This window comes from Pseudarthrobacter sp. CC12 (assembly GCF_039907755.1).
Classification (GTDB): domain Bacteria; phylum Actinomycetota; class Actinomycetes; order Actinomycetales; family Micrococcaceae; genus Arthrobacter; species Arthrobacter niigatensis.
Map to the genome: position 1 here is coordinate 72,161 of NZ_JARDJH010000017.1, position 16,176 is coordinate 88,336.

The 16,176-nt window shown below is 68.2% G+C and carries 14 protein-coding genes; 9 read left to right on the forward strand and 5 right to left on the reverse strand.

Annotated elements, in window-relative coordinates; genetic code table 11:
• Window positions 1–70: 70 nt before the first annotated feature.
• Window positions 71–1,558, forward strand: coding sequence for a family 43 glycosylhydrolase (locus PV772_RS13220; RefSeq protein WP_347886437.1), 1,488 nt, complete (start codon window positions 71–73; stop codon window positions 1,556–1,558).
• A gap of 4 nt (window positions 1,559–1,562) precedes the next feature.
• On the opposite strand, the gene PV772_RS13225 is transcribed toward PV772_RS13220, so the two are convergent.
• Window positions 1,563–1,829: a hypothetical protein gene (locus PV772_RS13225; protein ID WP_141158497.1), complete on the reverse strand. Its 267-nt coding sequence runs from the start codon at window positions 1,827–1,829 to the stop codon at window positions 1,563–1,565.
• Between the two features lie 101 nt (window positions 1,830–1,930).
• Between PV772_RS13225 and PV772_RS13230 the strand changes: the two genes are divergently transcribed.
• Entirely contained in the window at window positions 1,931–2,854 is a 924-nt protein-coding gene (locus PV772_RS13230) for a LysR family transcriptional regulator (protein ID WP_347886438.1), read from the forward strand.
• 140 nt (window positions 2,855–2,994) lie between these two features.
• Window positions 2,995–4,146 carry a cation:proton antiporter gene (locus PV772_RS13235; protein ID WP_141183066.1) on the forward strand — a complete coding sequence of 384 codons (1,152 nt, stop codon included), beginning with the start codon at window positions 2,995–2,997 and terminating at the stop codon, window positions 4,144–4,146.
• 6 nt (window positions 4,147–4,152) lie between these two features.
• Here the strand turns inward: PV772_RS13235 and PV772_RS13240 are convergent, their stop codons facing one another.
• Window positions 4,153–4,983, reverse strand: coding sequence for an IclR family transcriptional regulator (locus PV772_RS13240; RefSeq protein ID WP_347886439.1), 831 nt, complete (start codon window positions 4,981–4,983; stop codon window positions 4,153–4,155).
• Window positions 4,984–5,142: 159 nt separating this feature from the next.
• Here PV772_RS13240 and PV772_RS13245 point away from each other — a divergent pair, with 159 nt between their 5' ends.
• From PV772_RS13245 to PV772_RS13255, 3 genes are read left to right on the forward strand one after another with little or no spacing between them, the layout of a single operon-like run.
• Window positions 5,143–7,854 carry a family 78 glycoside hydrolase catalytic domain gene (locus PV772_RS13245; protein WP_347886440.1) on the forward strand — a complete coding sequence of 904 codons (2,712 nt, stop codon included), beginning with the start codon at window positions 5,143–5,145 and terminating at the stop codon, window positions 7,852–7,854.
• A complete protein-coding gene (locus PV772_RS13250; protein ID WP_347886441.1) occupies window positions 7,851–8,840 on the forward strand; it encodes an alpha/beta hydrolase in 990 nt (329 codons plus the stop codon). The genes PV772_RS13245 and PV772_RS13250 overlap by 4 nt, the downstream gene beginning before the upstream one ends.
• Window positions 8,837–9,802, forward strand: a complete 966-nt coding sequence (locus PV772_RS13255) for an alpha/beta hydrolase (protein WP_347886442.1) — start codon at window positions 8,837–8,839, stop codon at window positions 9,800–9,802. Before PV772_RS13250 ends, PV772_RS13255 begins: the two co-directional genes overlap by 4 nt.
• Window positions 9,803–9,816: 14 nt before the next feature.
• Here the strand turns inward: PV772_RS13255 and PV772_RS13260 are convergent, their stop codons facing one another.
• Both PV772_RS13260 and PV772_RS13265 read right to left on the reverse strand, forming a co-directional pair.
• The gene (locus PV772_RS13260) at window positions 9,817–10,563 is read right to left on the reverse strand and encodes an FCD domain-containing protein (RefSeq protein ID WP_141158490.1); all 747 of its coding nucleotides are present in this window, start codon (window positions 10,561–10,563) and stop codon (window positions 9,817–9,819) included.
• Window positions 10,564–10,663: 100 nt separating this feature from the next.
• Entirely contained in the window at window positions 10,664–11,599 is a 936-nt protein-coding gene (locus PV772_RS13265) for a PaaX family transcriptional regulator C-terminal domain-containing protein (RefSeq protein WP_347886443.1), read from the reverse strand.
• Between the two features lie 168 nt (window positions 11,600–11,767).
• On the opposite strand from PV772_RS13265, the gene PV772_RS13270 reads away from it, so the two are divergent.
• The 3 genes from PV772_RS13270 to PV772_RS13280 are packed head-to-tail and all read left to right on the forward strand — an operon-like array spanning window position 11,768 to window position 15,383.
• Window positions 11,768–13,135 (forward strand): MFS transporter, encoded by a 1,368-nt coding sequence (locus tag PV772_RS13270; RefSeq protein WP_347886444.1) that lies wholly within the window; start codon window positions 11,768–11,770, stop codon window positions 13,133–13,135.
• 38 nt (window positions 13,136–13,173) lie between these two features.
• Window positions 13,174–14,919, forward strand: coding sequence for a CocE/NonD family hydrolase (locus PV772_RS13275; protein ID WP_347886445.1), 1,746 nt, complete (start codon window positions 13,174–13,176; stop codon window positions 14,917–14,919).
• Window positions 14,916–15,383: a DUF3237 domain-containing protein gene (locus PV772_RS13280; RefSeq protein WP_347886446.1), complete on the forward strand. Its 468-nt coding sequence runs from the start codon at window positions 14,916–14,918 to the stop codon at window positions 15,381–15,383. Before PV772_RS13275 ends, PV772_RS13280 begins: the two co-directional genes overlap by 4 nt.
• Before the next feature lie 16 nt (window positions 15,384–15,399).
• Here the strand turns inward: PV772_RS13280 and PV772_RS13285 are convergent, their stop codons facing one another.
• Window positions 15,400–16,014, reverse strand: a complete 615-nt coding sequence (locus tag PV772_RS13285; RefSeq protein ID WP_347886447.1) for a DUF1349 domain-containing protein — start codon at window positions 16,012–16,014, stop codon at window positions 15,400–15,402.
• Between the last annotated feature and the right edge of the window lie 162 nt (window positions 16,015–16,176).

A 16,176-nucleotide genomic window follows, 5' to 3' on the forward strand; every position in this document is an offset into this window, starting at 1 on the left:
GCCGAAGAACGCCTTCCAACGATTGAAACCGGGCCCTGCCCCGGACGCTGCTGCACGGCACGATGGCGGAATGAACTCCAACCCCATCCTTTCGGGCTTCAACCCTGACCCGAGCATCGCCACCAGCCCGGAGGGCTACTACGTGGTCACTTCGTCCTTCGAATACCTGCCCGGCCTGCCGGTCTATCACAGCCCGGACTTGGAACGCTGGCAACTGGTGGGCCACGTGGCCACGAGGGAGGAGCAGGTAAGGATCGCCAACGTTCCCACGCCGGGAGGCGTGTGGGCGCCGACCCTCCGCTACCGGGATGGGCTGTTCTACCTGATCGTCTCCGTCTTCCTCGGCGGGCGGGGCTGCGTGGTGTTCACGGCCACCGACCCGGCCGGCCCGTGGAGCGACGGCACCGTCATCGAAGCGGTGGACGGCATCGACCCCGACCTCGCCTGGGACGACGACGGAACTGCGTACGTGACCTTTGCCCGCCACCCTGACGCGATCCAGCAGGTCCGGGTGGACCTCGAGACCGGGGAAGCCCTCGAACAGCCGCGGGCACTGTGGTCCGGCAGCGGACTTTACTCACCCGAAGGACCGCACCTCTACCGGCGCGGTGACTGGTGGTACCTGCTGGCCGCGGAAGGCGGAACGGACCGCGGCCACGCCGTCACAGTGGCCCGCTCGCGGCACCCGGAAGGCCCGTTCGAATCCGCGCCGCATAATCCCATCCTTACCGCCGCGGGAACCGGTTCGCCCGTCCAGAACACCGGGCACGCAGACCTCGTTGACCTGCCCGGCGGCGGAACGGCCATGGTCCTGCTCGGCGTCCGCCCGCTGGGGCTGGCGAAGTCTTTCTCGCCCTTGGGCCGGGAGACGTTCCTGACCGCAGTGGACTGGGCCGACGGCTGGCCGCATGCGCGGCTTCCCCGTGTGACAGGGGGCCGGCCCGAGGAGTGTGAGTATGACTTCAGCAACGGCGCCGGGCTGGAGGACCCGCAATGGATCGGCGTGCGCAGGGTACCGGCGGAGTTCTCCGCCCCCACCTCCAAGGGGCTCCTGCTCACGGGCGAAGGCAACACCATGGGCTCGGGCCGGCCTTGTTTCCTGGCCCAACGCCAGCGCCACCTCGGGATGGAATTCAGGGCCGTGCTTGACGTCGCCGCCGGCGCGGGCGGCATCGCCGTGCGGAACGCCGGGGACAACTGGTTCGGCATCGAAGCCGCCCAGGACGGCGGATCTGTCCGGATCACGGCGCGCGCCGTCGTCGCAGGCTTTGACCGCACCTGGGAAACAACGGTTCCGTCCGGAGACGTTGAACTTGCCATCGTGGCCAGCCCGCCGCCGTCGGACTTCAGCGCCGGTGCCGTGGGCGGCGACAGGATCCGCCTCCTGGTCCGGTCCTCCGGGCCCGGCCGCAACCCGGACGATGAGCTGCTCACCGAGCTCGATGGCAGGCATTGGGCTTTCGAGACCGCCAAGGGCTTCACCGGCCGGGCCTTCGGCGTCTTCGATGTGGACGGCGAGGTCCTGGTCCGCCGGCTTTCCTACCGCGGCAAGGACTGACCCGCTACGCGGCCACGGCGCCGGCATCGGTACCCCGGGCGCCCCGCATGCGGAGGAGCGAAACGGCGGAGATGAGGAGCCACGCGGCGTTGGTGGCCACTGAGGGCCACGCTTCGTGGAAGGCGCCGTTGAGGATGAAGGCAGCGGCCCCGAGCAGGTTTGCGCTTTGGAACGCCCGGCCGGCCTTCACCCAGCCCATGGAGACCGACAGGAACGCCGTCAGAATCATGGCGGCGCCGGCCCAACCGGAGATTTCCCATACGAGTTCCATAGGTGTCCTTTCGTGAATCGTTGCCTGATGGCAATTCTGGGGGCCTGAAGACATGTAGATCAATTGCATTCTTCTGCACGCGTGGTTTAGAAATGCTTAATATGGATATGGATCCGCGCCGGCTGCTTGTGCTTCTCGCTGTTGCCCGGACGGGCGGCGTGCTGGCCGCCGCCGACGAACTGCGCCTGACGCCCTCCGCCGTGTCCCAGCAAATCACCAAGCTGGAGCGGGAAACCGGGCACTCGCTGATGGTCCGTACGCCAAAAGGGTCAGTGCTGACTCCCGCAGGCCTCGCCATGGCTGAAGCCGGCGAAGAGATTGAACGCGCCCTCAGCGTCGCCCGGACCCGGATGGAGAGCGGGGCCAACATTTCAGGCGTGGTGCGGCTGGGCGGCTTCACCAGCTTTGTCCGCACCGTGGTGATTCCCCGGCTGCCCGAGTGGCGGAGCCAGTATCCACAACTCCAGATCCACATCGTGGAGGATGATTTTCCCGCGCTGATGCGGCTGCTCCGGCAGCGCCAGCTCGACGCCGTGGTGGTGGAACATGACTCCACCACCGCCGGCCAGCTTTCCCTCGGAGCCGGAATGATCGAGGAACCACTGCTGGATGAACCGTGGAGGCTGGTGGTCCCCTCCGGGGCCCTGCTCACTACCGAGAATGTTGACCTCGGCAGGCTGCCGGTTCCCTGGCTCGGAGTGAACTCATCGGCCGCCAACTCCGCGGTCCTGGGGCGGCTGCGCCATTCGACGGGCGCCACCATAGAGACGGTCCATCAGTACCAGGAGACCCTCACGGCGCTCGCGCTCGTCGCTGCCGGCGAGGGGGTTGCCATTGTGCCCACCCTGGCCCTGGCCGGAGTGGCGCATGAAGGGGTGGACATCCTTGACGTTCCCGGGCTGGGGACGCGGCGCATCGTCCTGCGGCGGTTCGAGGGGCGCCGGCGTTCCAGCACCCCGGTGGACACCGTTGCGCGGCTCCTGCGCGAATCAGCGGCGGCGTTCGACACGCGGTCCGCGTCCTGACCGGCCCTGATGCGCCTTGCGGTGCCGTTGACCGCCCGCAGGGGCATGAGTACTGTGGGCGCACAATCCGTCCGCGGCGCCGGCGAGCTGCCGATGACTGCGGCGGCCAGTGATCCGGGCGCGCCGGCAAAAGGAGGCAGGTGTCGTTCTTCCAGCTTTCGCTGATTGCCGCCGTCGCGCTCCTCGGGCCCCTGCTGGCGTTTCCCCGGACCTGGCACCTTCCCATGGTGCTGGGGCAACTGCTCGCGGGCATCGCCATCGGCCGAACCGGCCTGGGCCTGGTGGACTCCTCGGACCCGACGTTCACGTTCGTTGCGGACGTCGGATTCGCCCTCATCATGTTCGTCGCCGGAACGCATGTGCCGGTGCGGGACAAGGCCCTCCGCCCTGCCCTGGGCGGCGGCGCCCTGCGGGCCGCCATCGCAGCGGTCCTCGCGGCCGGCGTCGGAATCCTCATCGCCTTCGCCTTCGGCACCGGGCACGCACCGCTCTACATAGTGCTGCTCGCCTCCTCCTCGGCGGCCCTTGTCCTGCCCATCGTCGACTCCCTGCAGCTGACGGGACCAAAGGTCCTTACGACGACGGCGCAGGTGGCGGTGGCGGACATCGCCTGCATCGTGGCGCTTCCACTCGCCGTGGACCCGCCCAACGCGCCGAGGGCAGCGATGGGGGCCTCCGCCGTCGCAGCCTGCTCCGTGCTGCTCTTCTTCCTGCTGCGCTGGCTGGAGCGCAGCGGCACCCGCGGGCGGGTGCACGACGTGTCCGAGGAGCGGAAGTTCGCCCTGGAACTGCGGATCCAGCTTGCGCTGCTCTTCGCATTGTCCGGGCTTGCCGTCGCAGGGCACGTGTCCATCATGCTTGCCGGATTCTCCTTCGGACTGGTGGTGGCGGCGGTGGGTGAACCCCGGCGCCTGGCGCACCAGCTCTTCGCGGTCAGCGACGGTTTCCTGGGGCCGGTGTTCTTTGTGTGGCTGGGCGCATCGCTGGACCTGCGTGCGCTGGCCGGCACGCCGGGCATGGTGCTCCTCGGGATCTGCCTCGGGGCCGGCACCCTCCTGGTCCACGGCAGCCTGCGCCTGCTGGGCCAGCCGCTGCCGCTTGCCGTGCTGTCCGCATCCCAACTGGGCGTGCCCGTTGCCGCTGCCACCATCGGCTCCCAGTTGGACCTGCTGGAACCGGGGGAAGCCTCGGCGTTGATCCTGGGGGCGCTCATCACCATCGGGGCAAGTGCGGCGGCCGGTTCACGGGCTGCCCGCACCTTCGCCCGGAACGCCCCGGCGCCCGCTAAATAGCCCGCTCTACCCCCGGGAGTGGGTCCACAAGCCGGAGCTTGCCTGGGCCTGGAAGCCCATGTTCCGGGACACCGCGCGGGCGGCGGCACGGACCGCCGGGGCAAGGACGTTGGGCGGCGTGGCACCGTCCGGAACCACAATCGACAGCGAGGCCACCACGGTGCCCTGCGCATCGAAGATGGGCGAGGCCACGGAGACCGTCCGGGACGGGACGGTCCGGCGGATCATGGCGATGCCGGTCCGCCGCACGTCGGAGAGTGTCCGGCGCAGCTGCCCCTCCGGCATTTCGGGCACGCCGGGCTCGTTCTCCGGAGGGCGTTTCAGGATGGTCTCCTGGAACTGCTGGTCCGCTCCTGCGAGCAGCACCAATCCGATGGCCGTTGAGCGAAGCGGCGCCCGGCCGCCCACCCGGTAGGCGACCTCGGTGGCGTCCTTCCCGGACAGCCGCTCAATCAGCACCGCCTGCTCGTTGTCCCGGACTGCGAGCAGGACATGGTGCCGGGTGACCTCGAACAGGTCCTCAAGGTAGGGAAGCGCAATTTCCCGCACACCGTGCCCGCGTGGAGACAGGGAAGCCACTTCCCACAGCCGGACCCCCACCACGTACCGGCCGTCGTCGAGCCTTTCCAACGCGCCCCACGCCACCAACCGGGCGATCAGGCGCAGCGCAGTGGGCGCGGGCATGTCCGCGTGGCGGGCCAGCTCGGACAGGGTCAGCGCGCGGCGCCGGTCCGAGAAGACGGCGAGCAGGCTCAGCGCGCGGTCGATGACGGGTTCGCCCTGTTTGGGCCGCTTTCCGCGCGCAGGCGGGGTGTCCGTTTCCGGAGTGGCAGTCATGGCATTGGTTCCTAGCGCCGTTGGCAGTTCCTGTGGCCCACGGGGAAGGCAGTGAGCTGAACCACAATACTATTCCAACCATTGAAAGAGCTGTGTGGAGTACCAGGGACCGGACAGGAAGCTGGAACTCCCAGCAACCGCATCCAGGAGTCCTGCCGCATGACCGTCCCAACCCGGCTTCGGGCCGAACACCTGCCGGAAGCCATGGGCTTGACCGTTAGTGAACCCCGGCTCAGCTGGACGCCGCCCGCCGGCAGCACCACCCAGGCCGCGTACCGGATCACCGCCAGCAACGGCTGGGACACCGGCAGGCAGGAATCAGCCGCGTGCGCCGCCCCGTACACCGGCCCCGCGCTGGACTCCCGCAGCCGTTTCGAATGGCGCGTCCGCACCTGGAACACCGATGAAGCCGGCAACGAAACACCTACCGGCTGGTCACAGCCCATGCCTGTGGAACTGGGACTCCTGCACGCCACCGACTGGACGGCGCAGTGGATCGGCGCCGACGAACCGGCAACGGCGCCGGCGGGGGAGCGCCCCGGCTACGCCTTCACCAAGACTTTCACGCTGGACGCCGCCCCGGATAAGGCCCGCGCCTACGCCACCGCCCACGGCATCTACGAACTCTTCATCAACGGGCGCCGCGTGGGGGACCAGCAGCTCACCCCCGGTTCCACCAGCTACAACACCACCCTCCAGGTCCAGGCCTATGACGTCACCGGCCTGCTCCGCGAGGGTGCCAACACCATCCGGGCCATCCTCACCGACGGCTGGTACCGCGGCAGCTTCGGGTACACGCGCGACGCCGACATGTACGGCACGCGGACAGCTTTCCTTGCGCAGCTCGAGGTGGGGTCCGGGACCGCCACGCAGGTCATCGGCACCGACAGTTCCTGGCTGGTGTCCGCCACGGAGATCACCGGCGCCGACCTCATGGCGGGCCAGCGGGTCGACTTCCGGGCGCACGACGCCGGGAGCACACCTTCTGGAGGCAAGGCGCCCGGGGTGCGTCCCGCCGTCGTCCGTCCCGGCAGCTTCACACAGCTGGCCGGCCCCCTGGCGCCTCCCACCCGCGTGACCGGGGAAATGGTTCCCGTTTCCATCACCCGCCTGCCAAACGGCAACCAGGTGGTGGACTTCGGCCAGAACCTCCACGGCTGGATCCGACTTACCCAACTGGGGGCGCCGGGCGAAACCGTCGCGCTGGAGTACGGCGAGGCCCTGGGGCCGGACGGTGACGTCACCCGGGACCACCTGCGCCCGCATGATTTCCGCTCACCGGGGGCCTTCCTCGCCGCCGGCCAGGTGGACACGGTCGCCGCTTCCGGGGCCCCGGGCGAAGTCTTTGAGCCCCGGCACACCACCCACGGCTTCCGGTACGTCTCCTTGCAGGGCCTCGCCGCGGACCTGGCACCGGCGGACATCACCGCCTGCCTGGTCCGGACGGACATGGAGCGCATCGGCACCTTCAGCTGCAGCGATGCGCGGCTGAACAAGCTCCACGGGATTGTGGAGTGGAGCTTCCTGGGGAACACCTGCGAGGTCCCCACCGACTGCCCGCAGCGCGAGAAGGCCGGCTGGACCGGGGACTGGCAGCTGTTCGTCCCCACCGCCGCGTACCTGTACGACGTCACCGGCTTTACCCGGAAGTGGCTCCGCGACGTCCGCGCCGACCAGTGGGAGAACGGCGTCATCGCCAACATCTCGCCGACACCCGGGCCGGAGGCCACCTCGGCCGAATTCATGGCCTTCACCAACGGCTCGGCCGGCTGGGGCGACGCGATCGTGATGGTGCCGTGGGAGGCTTATCTGGCCACCGGCGATGCCGCCATCCTCGCCGAGAACTGGGAGGCGATGAAGCGCTGGCTCGGTTTCGTCCGGACGGCCGCCGAAACCCGGCGGCATGCAGCCCGCGCAGCGCGGGCGCCGTTCCCGGCCGCCCACGAGAAGTACCTGTGGGACACGGGCTTCCACTTCGGCGAATGGATGGAGCCGGACGGCCCGGAACCGGACCTGTTTGCCGCCCGCACCGCGGACAACGGCATCGTGGCCACCGCCTACTACCGGCACACCACGGACCTGATGGCACGCATCGCCTCGACCCTGGGGCTCGCCGGGGAGGCCGCCGCGCTGGCGGAACTTTCGGCAAGCATCCGGGACGCCTGGGAAACGGAATACCTCGACGCCGCCGGGCATGTCACCCACGCCAGCCAGGCCAACTGCGTCCGCGCCCTCGCCTTCCACCTTGTCAGCCCGGTACACCGCGCCACCGTCACCGCGCAGCTGGCGGAACTGATCCGTGGCGCCGGCACCCACCTCGGCACCGGCTTCCTGGCCACGCCCTATCTGCTGCCCGTCCTGGCTGACAACGGCGAACTGGACCTCGCCTACGAACTGCTCATGCAGGACTCCGAACCGTCGTGGCTGGCCATGGTGGACCGCGGCGCCACCACAGTATGGGAACTCTGGAACGGCATCGACGGCCACGGCATCCCGCGCCAGTCGCTCAACCATTACAGCAAGGGCGCCGTGGTGTCCTTCCTGCACAGGTACACGGCCGGGCTTCGCCAGGCACCCGGAAGCGCAGGCTGGGACCGCGTGGTCATCGAACCCCGCCCCGGCGCCGGACTCACCTCCGCATCCACCTCCCACCAGGGGCCGCACGGCCTGATCGAGGTGCATTGGGCTGTGTCGACGGAACCGGCGGACGGCGCCGTGCTGACGCTCACTGCCACGATCCCCGCCGGCACCACCGCCGAGGTGCTGCTGCCCGGCCGGCCGGCAGCCGTCGTCGGACCCGGACACCATACTTTCCTGGCCGCACCCGGCGGGGACAGCACCCAACCTGAGCTGATGAGGAGCACACTATGACAGTGGACAGCGGCAACGACGTACTCGACCCCTCCCGCGATGTTTCCCGCCCCGGAGGCCGGACGGTTCCGGCTTTCCCGGTCTACGATGCCCCCGGCAGGCCGGAGCGGGTGGGCGACGGTTCCCTGGTGCACCGCGAAGTGACGTACGCCCGCGCACTCGGCTTCCGGCCGCTGAAGCTGGACATCTGGCTGCCCCGCAACGCTGCCGGACCCACGCCGCTGGTGCTGTGGGTGCACGGCGGCGCGTTCCAGCTGGGCGACCGGCGGGAACTGCCGCCCACATTTGTGCCGGACTCCGTCTTCCGGCTGCTCAACCAGGCCGGCATCGCCTGCGCCACGGCCGACTACCGGCACTCCCTGGAAGCACCCTTCCCGGCCCAGCTGCACGACCTCAAGGCCGCCGTCCGGTACCTCCGCGAATTCGCCGCAGACCTCAACATCGACCCGGAACGGTTCGGGGCCTGGGGCGAATCCGCCGGCGGCCACCTGGTGGCGCTCCTGGGGCTGACCGGGAACCGCCCGGACCTGGAGGGCGGCCTCGGCGTGCAGGGGCGCTCCAGCTGCGTCAGCGCCGTCGTCGACTTCTACGGTGTTTCCTCGCTGGTGGACATCCCGCCCATGCAGCGGCCCGACGGCCTGTTTCCGGACGCGTTGACCGCCGCCGTGCCGCCGGGCATGTCCCTGCAGCCCGAACACATGCTGGTGGGCGGCTCGGATGATCCGGAGCTGCTGGCCGCGGCCAGCCCGGTCAGCTACGTGGATGCCGGCGCCGCCCCGTTCCTCCTGGTCCACGGTGACTCCGACGGGCTGGTGCCGCATTCGCAGACCGACCTGCTGGCCGCGGCACTCGCGGAGGCCGGCGTGGAGCATGACGTGGTCACCATCCAAGGCGGCGACCACTGCTTCTTCGGTGCGGAGGACCAGATGGACACCATCCTGGCCACCGCCGTCGACTACTTCTCACGGAAGCTGGGCACACCATGACCCCTACCAAACGTGCAGACTCCGCCCCGGCCGCCGGCACGGGGCACGACGGCCAGGCGCCTGACGCCGGGTTCGCGGAGTACCTGGCAACCCCGGAAGGCCCGCAGTTCCTCAACCCGGACGCCGTGCGCTCGCCCGGACCCGAGGTGCCCATCCGCACGGTGGCCGCGGACGGCCGGCACGGGCCGGTAGGCATACGGATCTACGGCGAACCCGGAGCTGCGGGCAGCCCGGGCCTCGTGTGGCTGCACGGCGGCGGCTTCGTCAGCGGCAGCATTGACAGCCCCGAATCGGATTACCTGGCACGCGTGCTCGCTGCCCGGGGGACGCCGGTGTTGTCCGTGGACTACCGCCTGGCGCGCAACGGCGTGTCCTTTCCCGTTCCGCATGATGACACCTTGGCAGGGTGGTTCTGGGCCCGGAAGAACGCCGGATCCCTCGGCCTGGATCCGGACCTGCTCTGCCTGGGCGGGGCCGGCGCCGGGGGCAACCTCGCAGTGGGGGCCGCACTGTACCTCGTGGACGCCGGCAAGCCGCTGCCCGCGAAACTGCTGCTGGCCTACCCCTTCCTGGACGCCGAACTCCCAGCGCCTGCCGGGGGACTGGACGATGAGGCCATGGCCGGGCTGCCGCGGCACCTGCGGTTCACGTTGGAGGACTGCATCCGGACGGCGGAGAACTACGTGGGCGGGCCGGTCAGCATGGCGCCGTCCTATGCGATGCCCGGCTATGCGGATCCTGCCGGGCTTCCGCCCGCCGCCCTGCTTGCCTGCGAGTACGACGACGCCCGCGGCTCAACCGAGCAGTTTGCCTCGGCATTGGAGCGGGCAGGGGTTCCGGTGTCCTATTTCCTGGCCGAGGGCGCCGTGCACGGCCACCTCAACCACACGGCCGGGCTGCCGGAAGGGCAGGCGGCCCTGGAGTTCCTGGCGGGCCAGCTGGCGGCGGTGCGCCGGCCTTAGCCGCGGCCAAGGGATCAGGGCTGCCCGGAACTTTCTTCCTGGTGGCTGCTGGACCAGATGTCGCCCATTTCCTCGGTGGACTGCTCCACGATCCTGCTCATGGCCGCGAGCGCGGCTCCCGGGTCGCGGTGCTGGATGGCACTGGCCACATCCACGTGCAGCTGCAGCGCCTCGTGGTCCGGCAGATGCGGCATCAGTCCGTGCTGCGTCCGCCCGGCCAGCACTTCCGCCACGAGGTTGTGCAGCTGCGAAAACATCAGGTTGCCCGAGGCGTTCAGGACCGCGGCGTGGAACTCGATGTCCAGGCGGAGGAATTCGTCCTGGTCCCCGCGCTGCCCGACGGCCCACAGGCGGGCGGCCATGGAGACAAGGTCGCTGGCTGCATCGAGTGACGCCCGTTCAGCGGCCAGGCGGGCGGCCTGCGGTTCAATGGCGCCGCGCAATTCATTCAGGGCCCGCAGCTGCTCCAGCCGCTTGGCCGACGCCAGCCGCCACCGGATCACCTGAGGGTCGTAGAGGTTCCAGCTCGCCTCTGGCTGGACCACCGTGCCCAGGCGCCGGCGGGACTCGAGCATTCCCATGGAAGACAGGACGCGGGTGGCCTCCCGGATCACGGATCGGGACACCTTGTGCTGGGTTTCCAGTTCGTCCAGCCGCAGGATGGAGTTCGGTGCCAGTGTTCCCTCGGCAATGGCAAGCCCCAGGTTGTCGACCAGCGACGAATGCAGGTCCGGGGACAACGCCGCCTTTGGGATGGTCATGAATAAATCATATGGCGGGACGGAGAGACCGGGTATTTGTCTGTCTTATTTGTCTCTGTCCACGGAACATGGCAGACATGAAGGGGGTGGCAGGGAAGCCTTAGCCCTCCAGTACGAAGGGCCTGCTGTGCCCGGCAGCCTCGGGTGCCAGCCTCTCCGCAGCCTCCTCCGCGTAGGAACGGGCATCCTCCAGTAACGGGTTGTAGAGGGCTAATAGGATGCGGCGCGCTTCGAACAAGGGGAAATCGTGGGGCAGCAGCTCCGGGGGGAGCCCGGGGTCCTCCCAGGGGAACGCCCGCCAGGCGTCCATCACCTCGGTCCTCAGCCGAAAGGCCTCTTCCCCCGGGAGGCGTTCGCCGGCCAGGGCGTCAGTTTTCTGGCGGTAGGCGTTGATGAAGGGGGTGTACTGCCGGCGTACTTCGTCCAGGTCCCAGGCCTCCAACAACGGCCGCCCGCGCAGCCCTTCCGCGGCGGTGCGGAAGATGACGTAGTTCTCCACCCCCAGGTGGCGGCAGGAATCCTCCAGGTCGTCGGCGGTGTCCCACGCGGAAACCCACACCGCCCCATACAACGGAGCGAACCCCAGCCATTTGAGCCGGCTCCGCAGCAGCTCGCGCACTTCGCGCGAGCGCTCCGGGACACTGAAGGCCACCACGGTCCACATGCCATCCCAGGGGCGTTCCCCGGAGCCGAAGCCACTGATCTGTCTCACCCCGATCTCCAGGCGTGCCCTCGCCTCCGGGGTGAACCTGTACCGGGAAGCGCGCCCCGCACTCGACTGTTCCAGGACGGCGCGCCCTGCGAGCCGGCTGAGGGCTGTTGAGGCAGCGGAAGAGCTGAGGCCCAGGGCCGCGGCCAGGGACACAATCAGCCGGGAGGGCAGCCACCCGGTGTAGTCGCGCCAATAGTCCGCCAGCATCGTGACCACCAGGTGCTGGGTCGCCGAGCCTTTCGATGGGCGCGGGAAATTGACTTCCTCGGCGGCAACACGGGGTTCGGCGGGCCCGCCTGGGAATGGATGCGGCTTAGAAGTCACACCCCATCTTCGCAGGCAGGCAAAGCGGAGCAAATTTACTTTGCATATTTGTTGACGGTCGTCTTGATAAGCGCATAACATTTAGCCAGTGATCCGGGCCACATCCCGCGCCGGCACGCACAGTCCCCAGCAGGCGCCTGCTGACCCATCATTTCCAGGAGATCCGCAATGACCGCAGGTCCCAGCCCGGTGACGCCGTTGTCCCCGGACGCCATGTCACTTCCCGCATCCACCGAACAGGGCACGCAGAATGCCCGCCGGGCAGCAGTCGCCAGCTTCATCGGCAGCACCCTCGAGTACTACGACTTCTTCATCTACGGCTCAGCCTCGGCGCTGATCTTCAACAAGATCTTCTTCCCGGGCATCGATCCCGCCCTCGGGATGGTCTTGTCCATGGCAACCATTGGTATCGGCTACGTGGTGCGGCCCCTGGCTGCCGGCGTGATTGGCCACTTCGGCGACCGGATCGGGCGCCGGCAGATGCTGGTCCTGACGCTGGTCCTCATGGGAGTGGCCACGTTCCTGATCGGCTGCCTTCCTCCGGTGTCCGCCATCGGTGCCGCCGCGCCGGTCCTGCTGGTGCTCCTGCGCGCACTGCAGGGAGCCTCGGCGGCCGGCGAATCAGTCGGTGCCGTCACCATGACCATGGAACACGCCCCCACCCACAAACGGGCCTTTTACGCCAGCTGGGTCAACACCGGAGCCGTGGCAGGCATCATGCTGGCGTCGCTGGCATTCCTTGCTGTTTCGCTCCTGCCCCAGGACGACCTGCTCGCGTGGGGATGGCGCCTGCCGTTCCTTGCCAGCATCCTGGTTGTCGCCGTGGGCCTGTACATCCGTCTCCGCCTCCCGGAATCGGAAGTGTTCGAGGCCGCCAAGGAGGAGGACCACAAGCACGAACTGCCCATCAAGGTGGTCCTGCGCGACCACTGGGCCACCATCCTCAAGGTGATCCTCTTCGGCCTGTGGAGCGTGGTCTCCTCGGTGTTCGCTGCCTTTGGTCTTGCCTACGCCGGCAAGCTCGGAGTCCCCGCGGCCGTCATGCTCACCGTCACCATCGTCACCGCGGCCCTGGGCATCATCGTCCAGCCGTACGCCGGCATCCTGGCCGACCGGATCGGACGTAAACCGGTGTTCATCACGGGCAACATCGTCTGTGCCGGGGCTGTCTTTGCCTTCTTCTGGTCGATCAGCGCCGGCTCCATCCCGCTGATCTTCGCCACGGCCATCCTCTTCATGACCGTCGGCTACGGCATGGTCAACCCGCTCGGCCCATCCATGACCGCGGAAATGTTCGAGACCAGGATCCGCTACACCGGAGCAGCCACTGCCTCCCAGCTGGGCCTGGTCGTCACCGGCTTTGCACCCGCCATTGCCGCCGCCATCGTCCAGCCCGGCCCTGACGGGTGGCTGCCCGTTGCCGTCTTCACGGCCGCCTGCTGCCTGGTCTCCGCCGTCGTGACCGCCGTGTGGGTCAAGGAGACCTACCGGACCAGGACCGAAGACCTCGGCAAGCGGCCCGTCCAGGCCGCCTGAGCACCAAGCCACCCCCCACCCAAACGAAAGGCACGCACGTGCGCTACCCGGTCGTCGTCGACGGCGATGTTGAAGCAACCATGACCGACGGAACCATCCTCCGGTCCACCGTTTACCGGCCGGACGCGCCGGGCAGCACCTTCCCGGTGCTGCTCACGCGCACTCCCTACGGGCGGGACCTGGCGGTCAACTCGGCCTACTTCAATCCGTTGACCGTTGCGGCGGCCGGGTACGTGGTGGTGATGCAGGACTGCCGCGGCAGGTTCGGCTCGGACGGCAGGTTTGAGCCCTCGGTCAATGAAGCGTCCGACGGCGCCACAACGGTGGAGTGGGCCGCGCGCCTTCCGTGGTCCAACGGCCGCGTGGGCATGTGGGGCCGGTCCTACTTCGCGGAAACCCAGTGGCGTGCAGCCCGGTACGCCCCGGCCGGGCTAAAGGCCCTGGCCCCGGGGGTCTCGGCGGGCGGCAACGCCAACAACGGCGCGCTGTACCGGGGCGGCGCCCATGAGCTGGGCAGCCGCCTGGCCTGGGGCCATGCCTCGATTTCGCTCAATGAACTGATGCGGGAACATGCTGACGATCCCGAGCGGCGCGCGAAAGAGCTCCAGGAATGGCTTGCCCTGGACGCTGGATTTGCTGATGGTTCCTGCTACGGCGTCCTGCCGCTGCGGGACCTGGAGCCCAGGGTGGGCACCTTCCTTCGCAGCGAGGTCATTCCGTCGGCGGGGGAGGGGCCGGGGAGTGATTTCTGCCGGTTGTGGGATGCCGCTTCCGATGCGGCGGTGCCGCTGCCAACGCTGCACATCGGCGGCTGGTTCGATATCTTCGCCCCCAACACGCTGGACCAGTACCGCCGCCAGGCGGCCCTCAGCAAGACCTTCCCCGGTATGGAACCCCGCCTCATCCTGGGTCCGTGGACACACACCAACCTCACCGGCGGGTACCCGGACATCCACTTCGGCGCGGCCGCGTCCTCAGGCATCGTCGATGGCCGAGGAGATCTGTCGTCCCTCCATACGGCCTGGTTCGACGCCGTCCTCAAGGAGGACGAAGCGGCCATCGCTGCGGTCCCCCCGGTGCTGGTGTACTTCCTGGGCGAGAACCGCTGGCGCGGCTTTGATGAACTTCCGGTTCCCTCAGGGCAGAGGTCGTGGTTCCTCTCCGCCGGCGGGGAGCTGCTGGACCAGGCGGGTGCGGACGGAAACGTTCAGTACGCCTACGATCCGCTGGACCCGGTGCCCACCACCGGCGGGGCCACCATGCTGGCTGGCGCCTTTCCTGCGGGACCGGCACGGCAGGGCGCCGTGGAGGCGCGGGCCGACGTCGCCGTCTTCACCACGGAGCCCTTCACCGAGGCCACCACCATTTTCGGTGCCGTCACCGCAACGTTGTTCGCATCATCCAGCGCCGTGGACACGGACTGGGTTGTCCGGCTCTGCAAGGTGTCGGCGGACGGCGTTTCCCTGGGCATTGCCGACGGCATCGTCCGGGCGTCCTGGCGCGACGCCTACGCGGAAACCGGGCTGTTCAACGAGGGATGCCCGCCCTCTGCCATCGAGCCGGACCGGGTTTACGAGTACACCATCTCCCTCTGGGAGACGGCGCTGACTTTTGCTGCGGGGGAGCGGCTGCGCGTACAGGTCACCTCAAGCTGCCACCCGCGCTGGGACCGGAACCTTAACACCGGCAAGCTCGCCTACGAATCGGGAGTTGCCGTAACCGCCAACCAGCGCATCCATGTTGGTTCCTCCCACCCCAGCCGCCTGACGGTTGGCCTGCTGTGAGCACTCCTGTACCGCCGCGCCTGGAGTTCCTGGCGGAGCTGCATGTCATGGTGGAAACACCCATTGACGTCGGCCCGGCTCCCACGGGACACCGCCGGATCATACCGATCACCGGCGGTTCGCTGACGGGGCCCGCCCTCAGCGGCACGGTGCTGCCCGGCGGCGCGGATTTCCAGACCCTGCACAGCCCGGAACTGACCGAACTCGATGCCCGCTACGTTGTTGAGGCGGAGGACGGGGCATTGATTCATGTACACAACAGCGCCCTCCGCTACGGCTCCGCGGCGGACATCGCCCGGCTGAACCGCGGCGACGCAGTGGATCCGGAAGCCATCTACTTCCGCTGCTCGTTGAGGTTTTCCACCGCCTCCGAGGAGTGGGGGTGGCTGAACCATATCGTCGCTGTGGGCACCGGCGAGCGCTACCCGGACTCGGTGAAGATCGCCGTCTTCATCGTTCGCTGACCCGGGTGCTGCGGCTTCAGTCGTGTTCAGGGTGCAGGGTTGCGTCTGCATTGGTCTCAACCCATCGGGTGAAGGTGGTCGTGAGGTTAGCCCGAGTGGGCGAGGCACAAAATGGGCCGACCTCGGCATTTACTGTTTCATCCAGAGGAGCAACGCGGACGAGCCGGAAAGACTCATCCCCGGCGCGAGCCCTGATGGTGACGGCGTTACCGGCCCTGCTCAGCCGCACTGTGATTTCCTTATTGATCCACTCAGGGACTGGTGCCACCGACCAGTCGGATACCCCGCGTGTTACGACGGCCCCAACCTGGGGAACCCCGTCGGACACCTCCACGCCGGCCTTGATCCAAACGGAGTCCGAAACGTGCAGATAGATTCCCGCCTGGTCGAACTGCTCGGTGTAATTCAGGAGGAATGAAACCTCCACGGCCCCCTCAGCGGGCAGCGGTGCCAACAGGGCATGCGCACTGTCATGGACGAAGCCGTACGAGGTGTGCCTCCACGCATCACTGTTCTCGGCTGCGGTTACCCGCAGAGTCCGACCATCAGCGGTGACACGCACCGGCGGGTTGCGCCACTTTCCCCGGTCCCAGGAATAGGAATCGTTTGCTTCCTCTATCAGTTGTGTCACGTCAGATTTCCTAAGTCGATCGTTCAGGCCGTAAGCCCTATTCAAGCAGCGGCACATCCAACACGACGGCTATTGCCCGTTGACCGATCCTTGGGTTCTCGCGGTGATTGCAACACTTAGCGGATGGGTGTTGTTATGGCGGGGTATTCAATTCATTTGAGG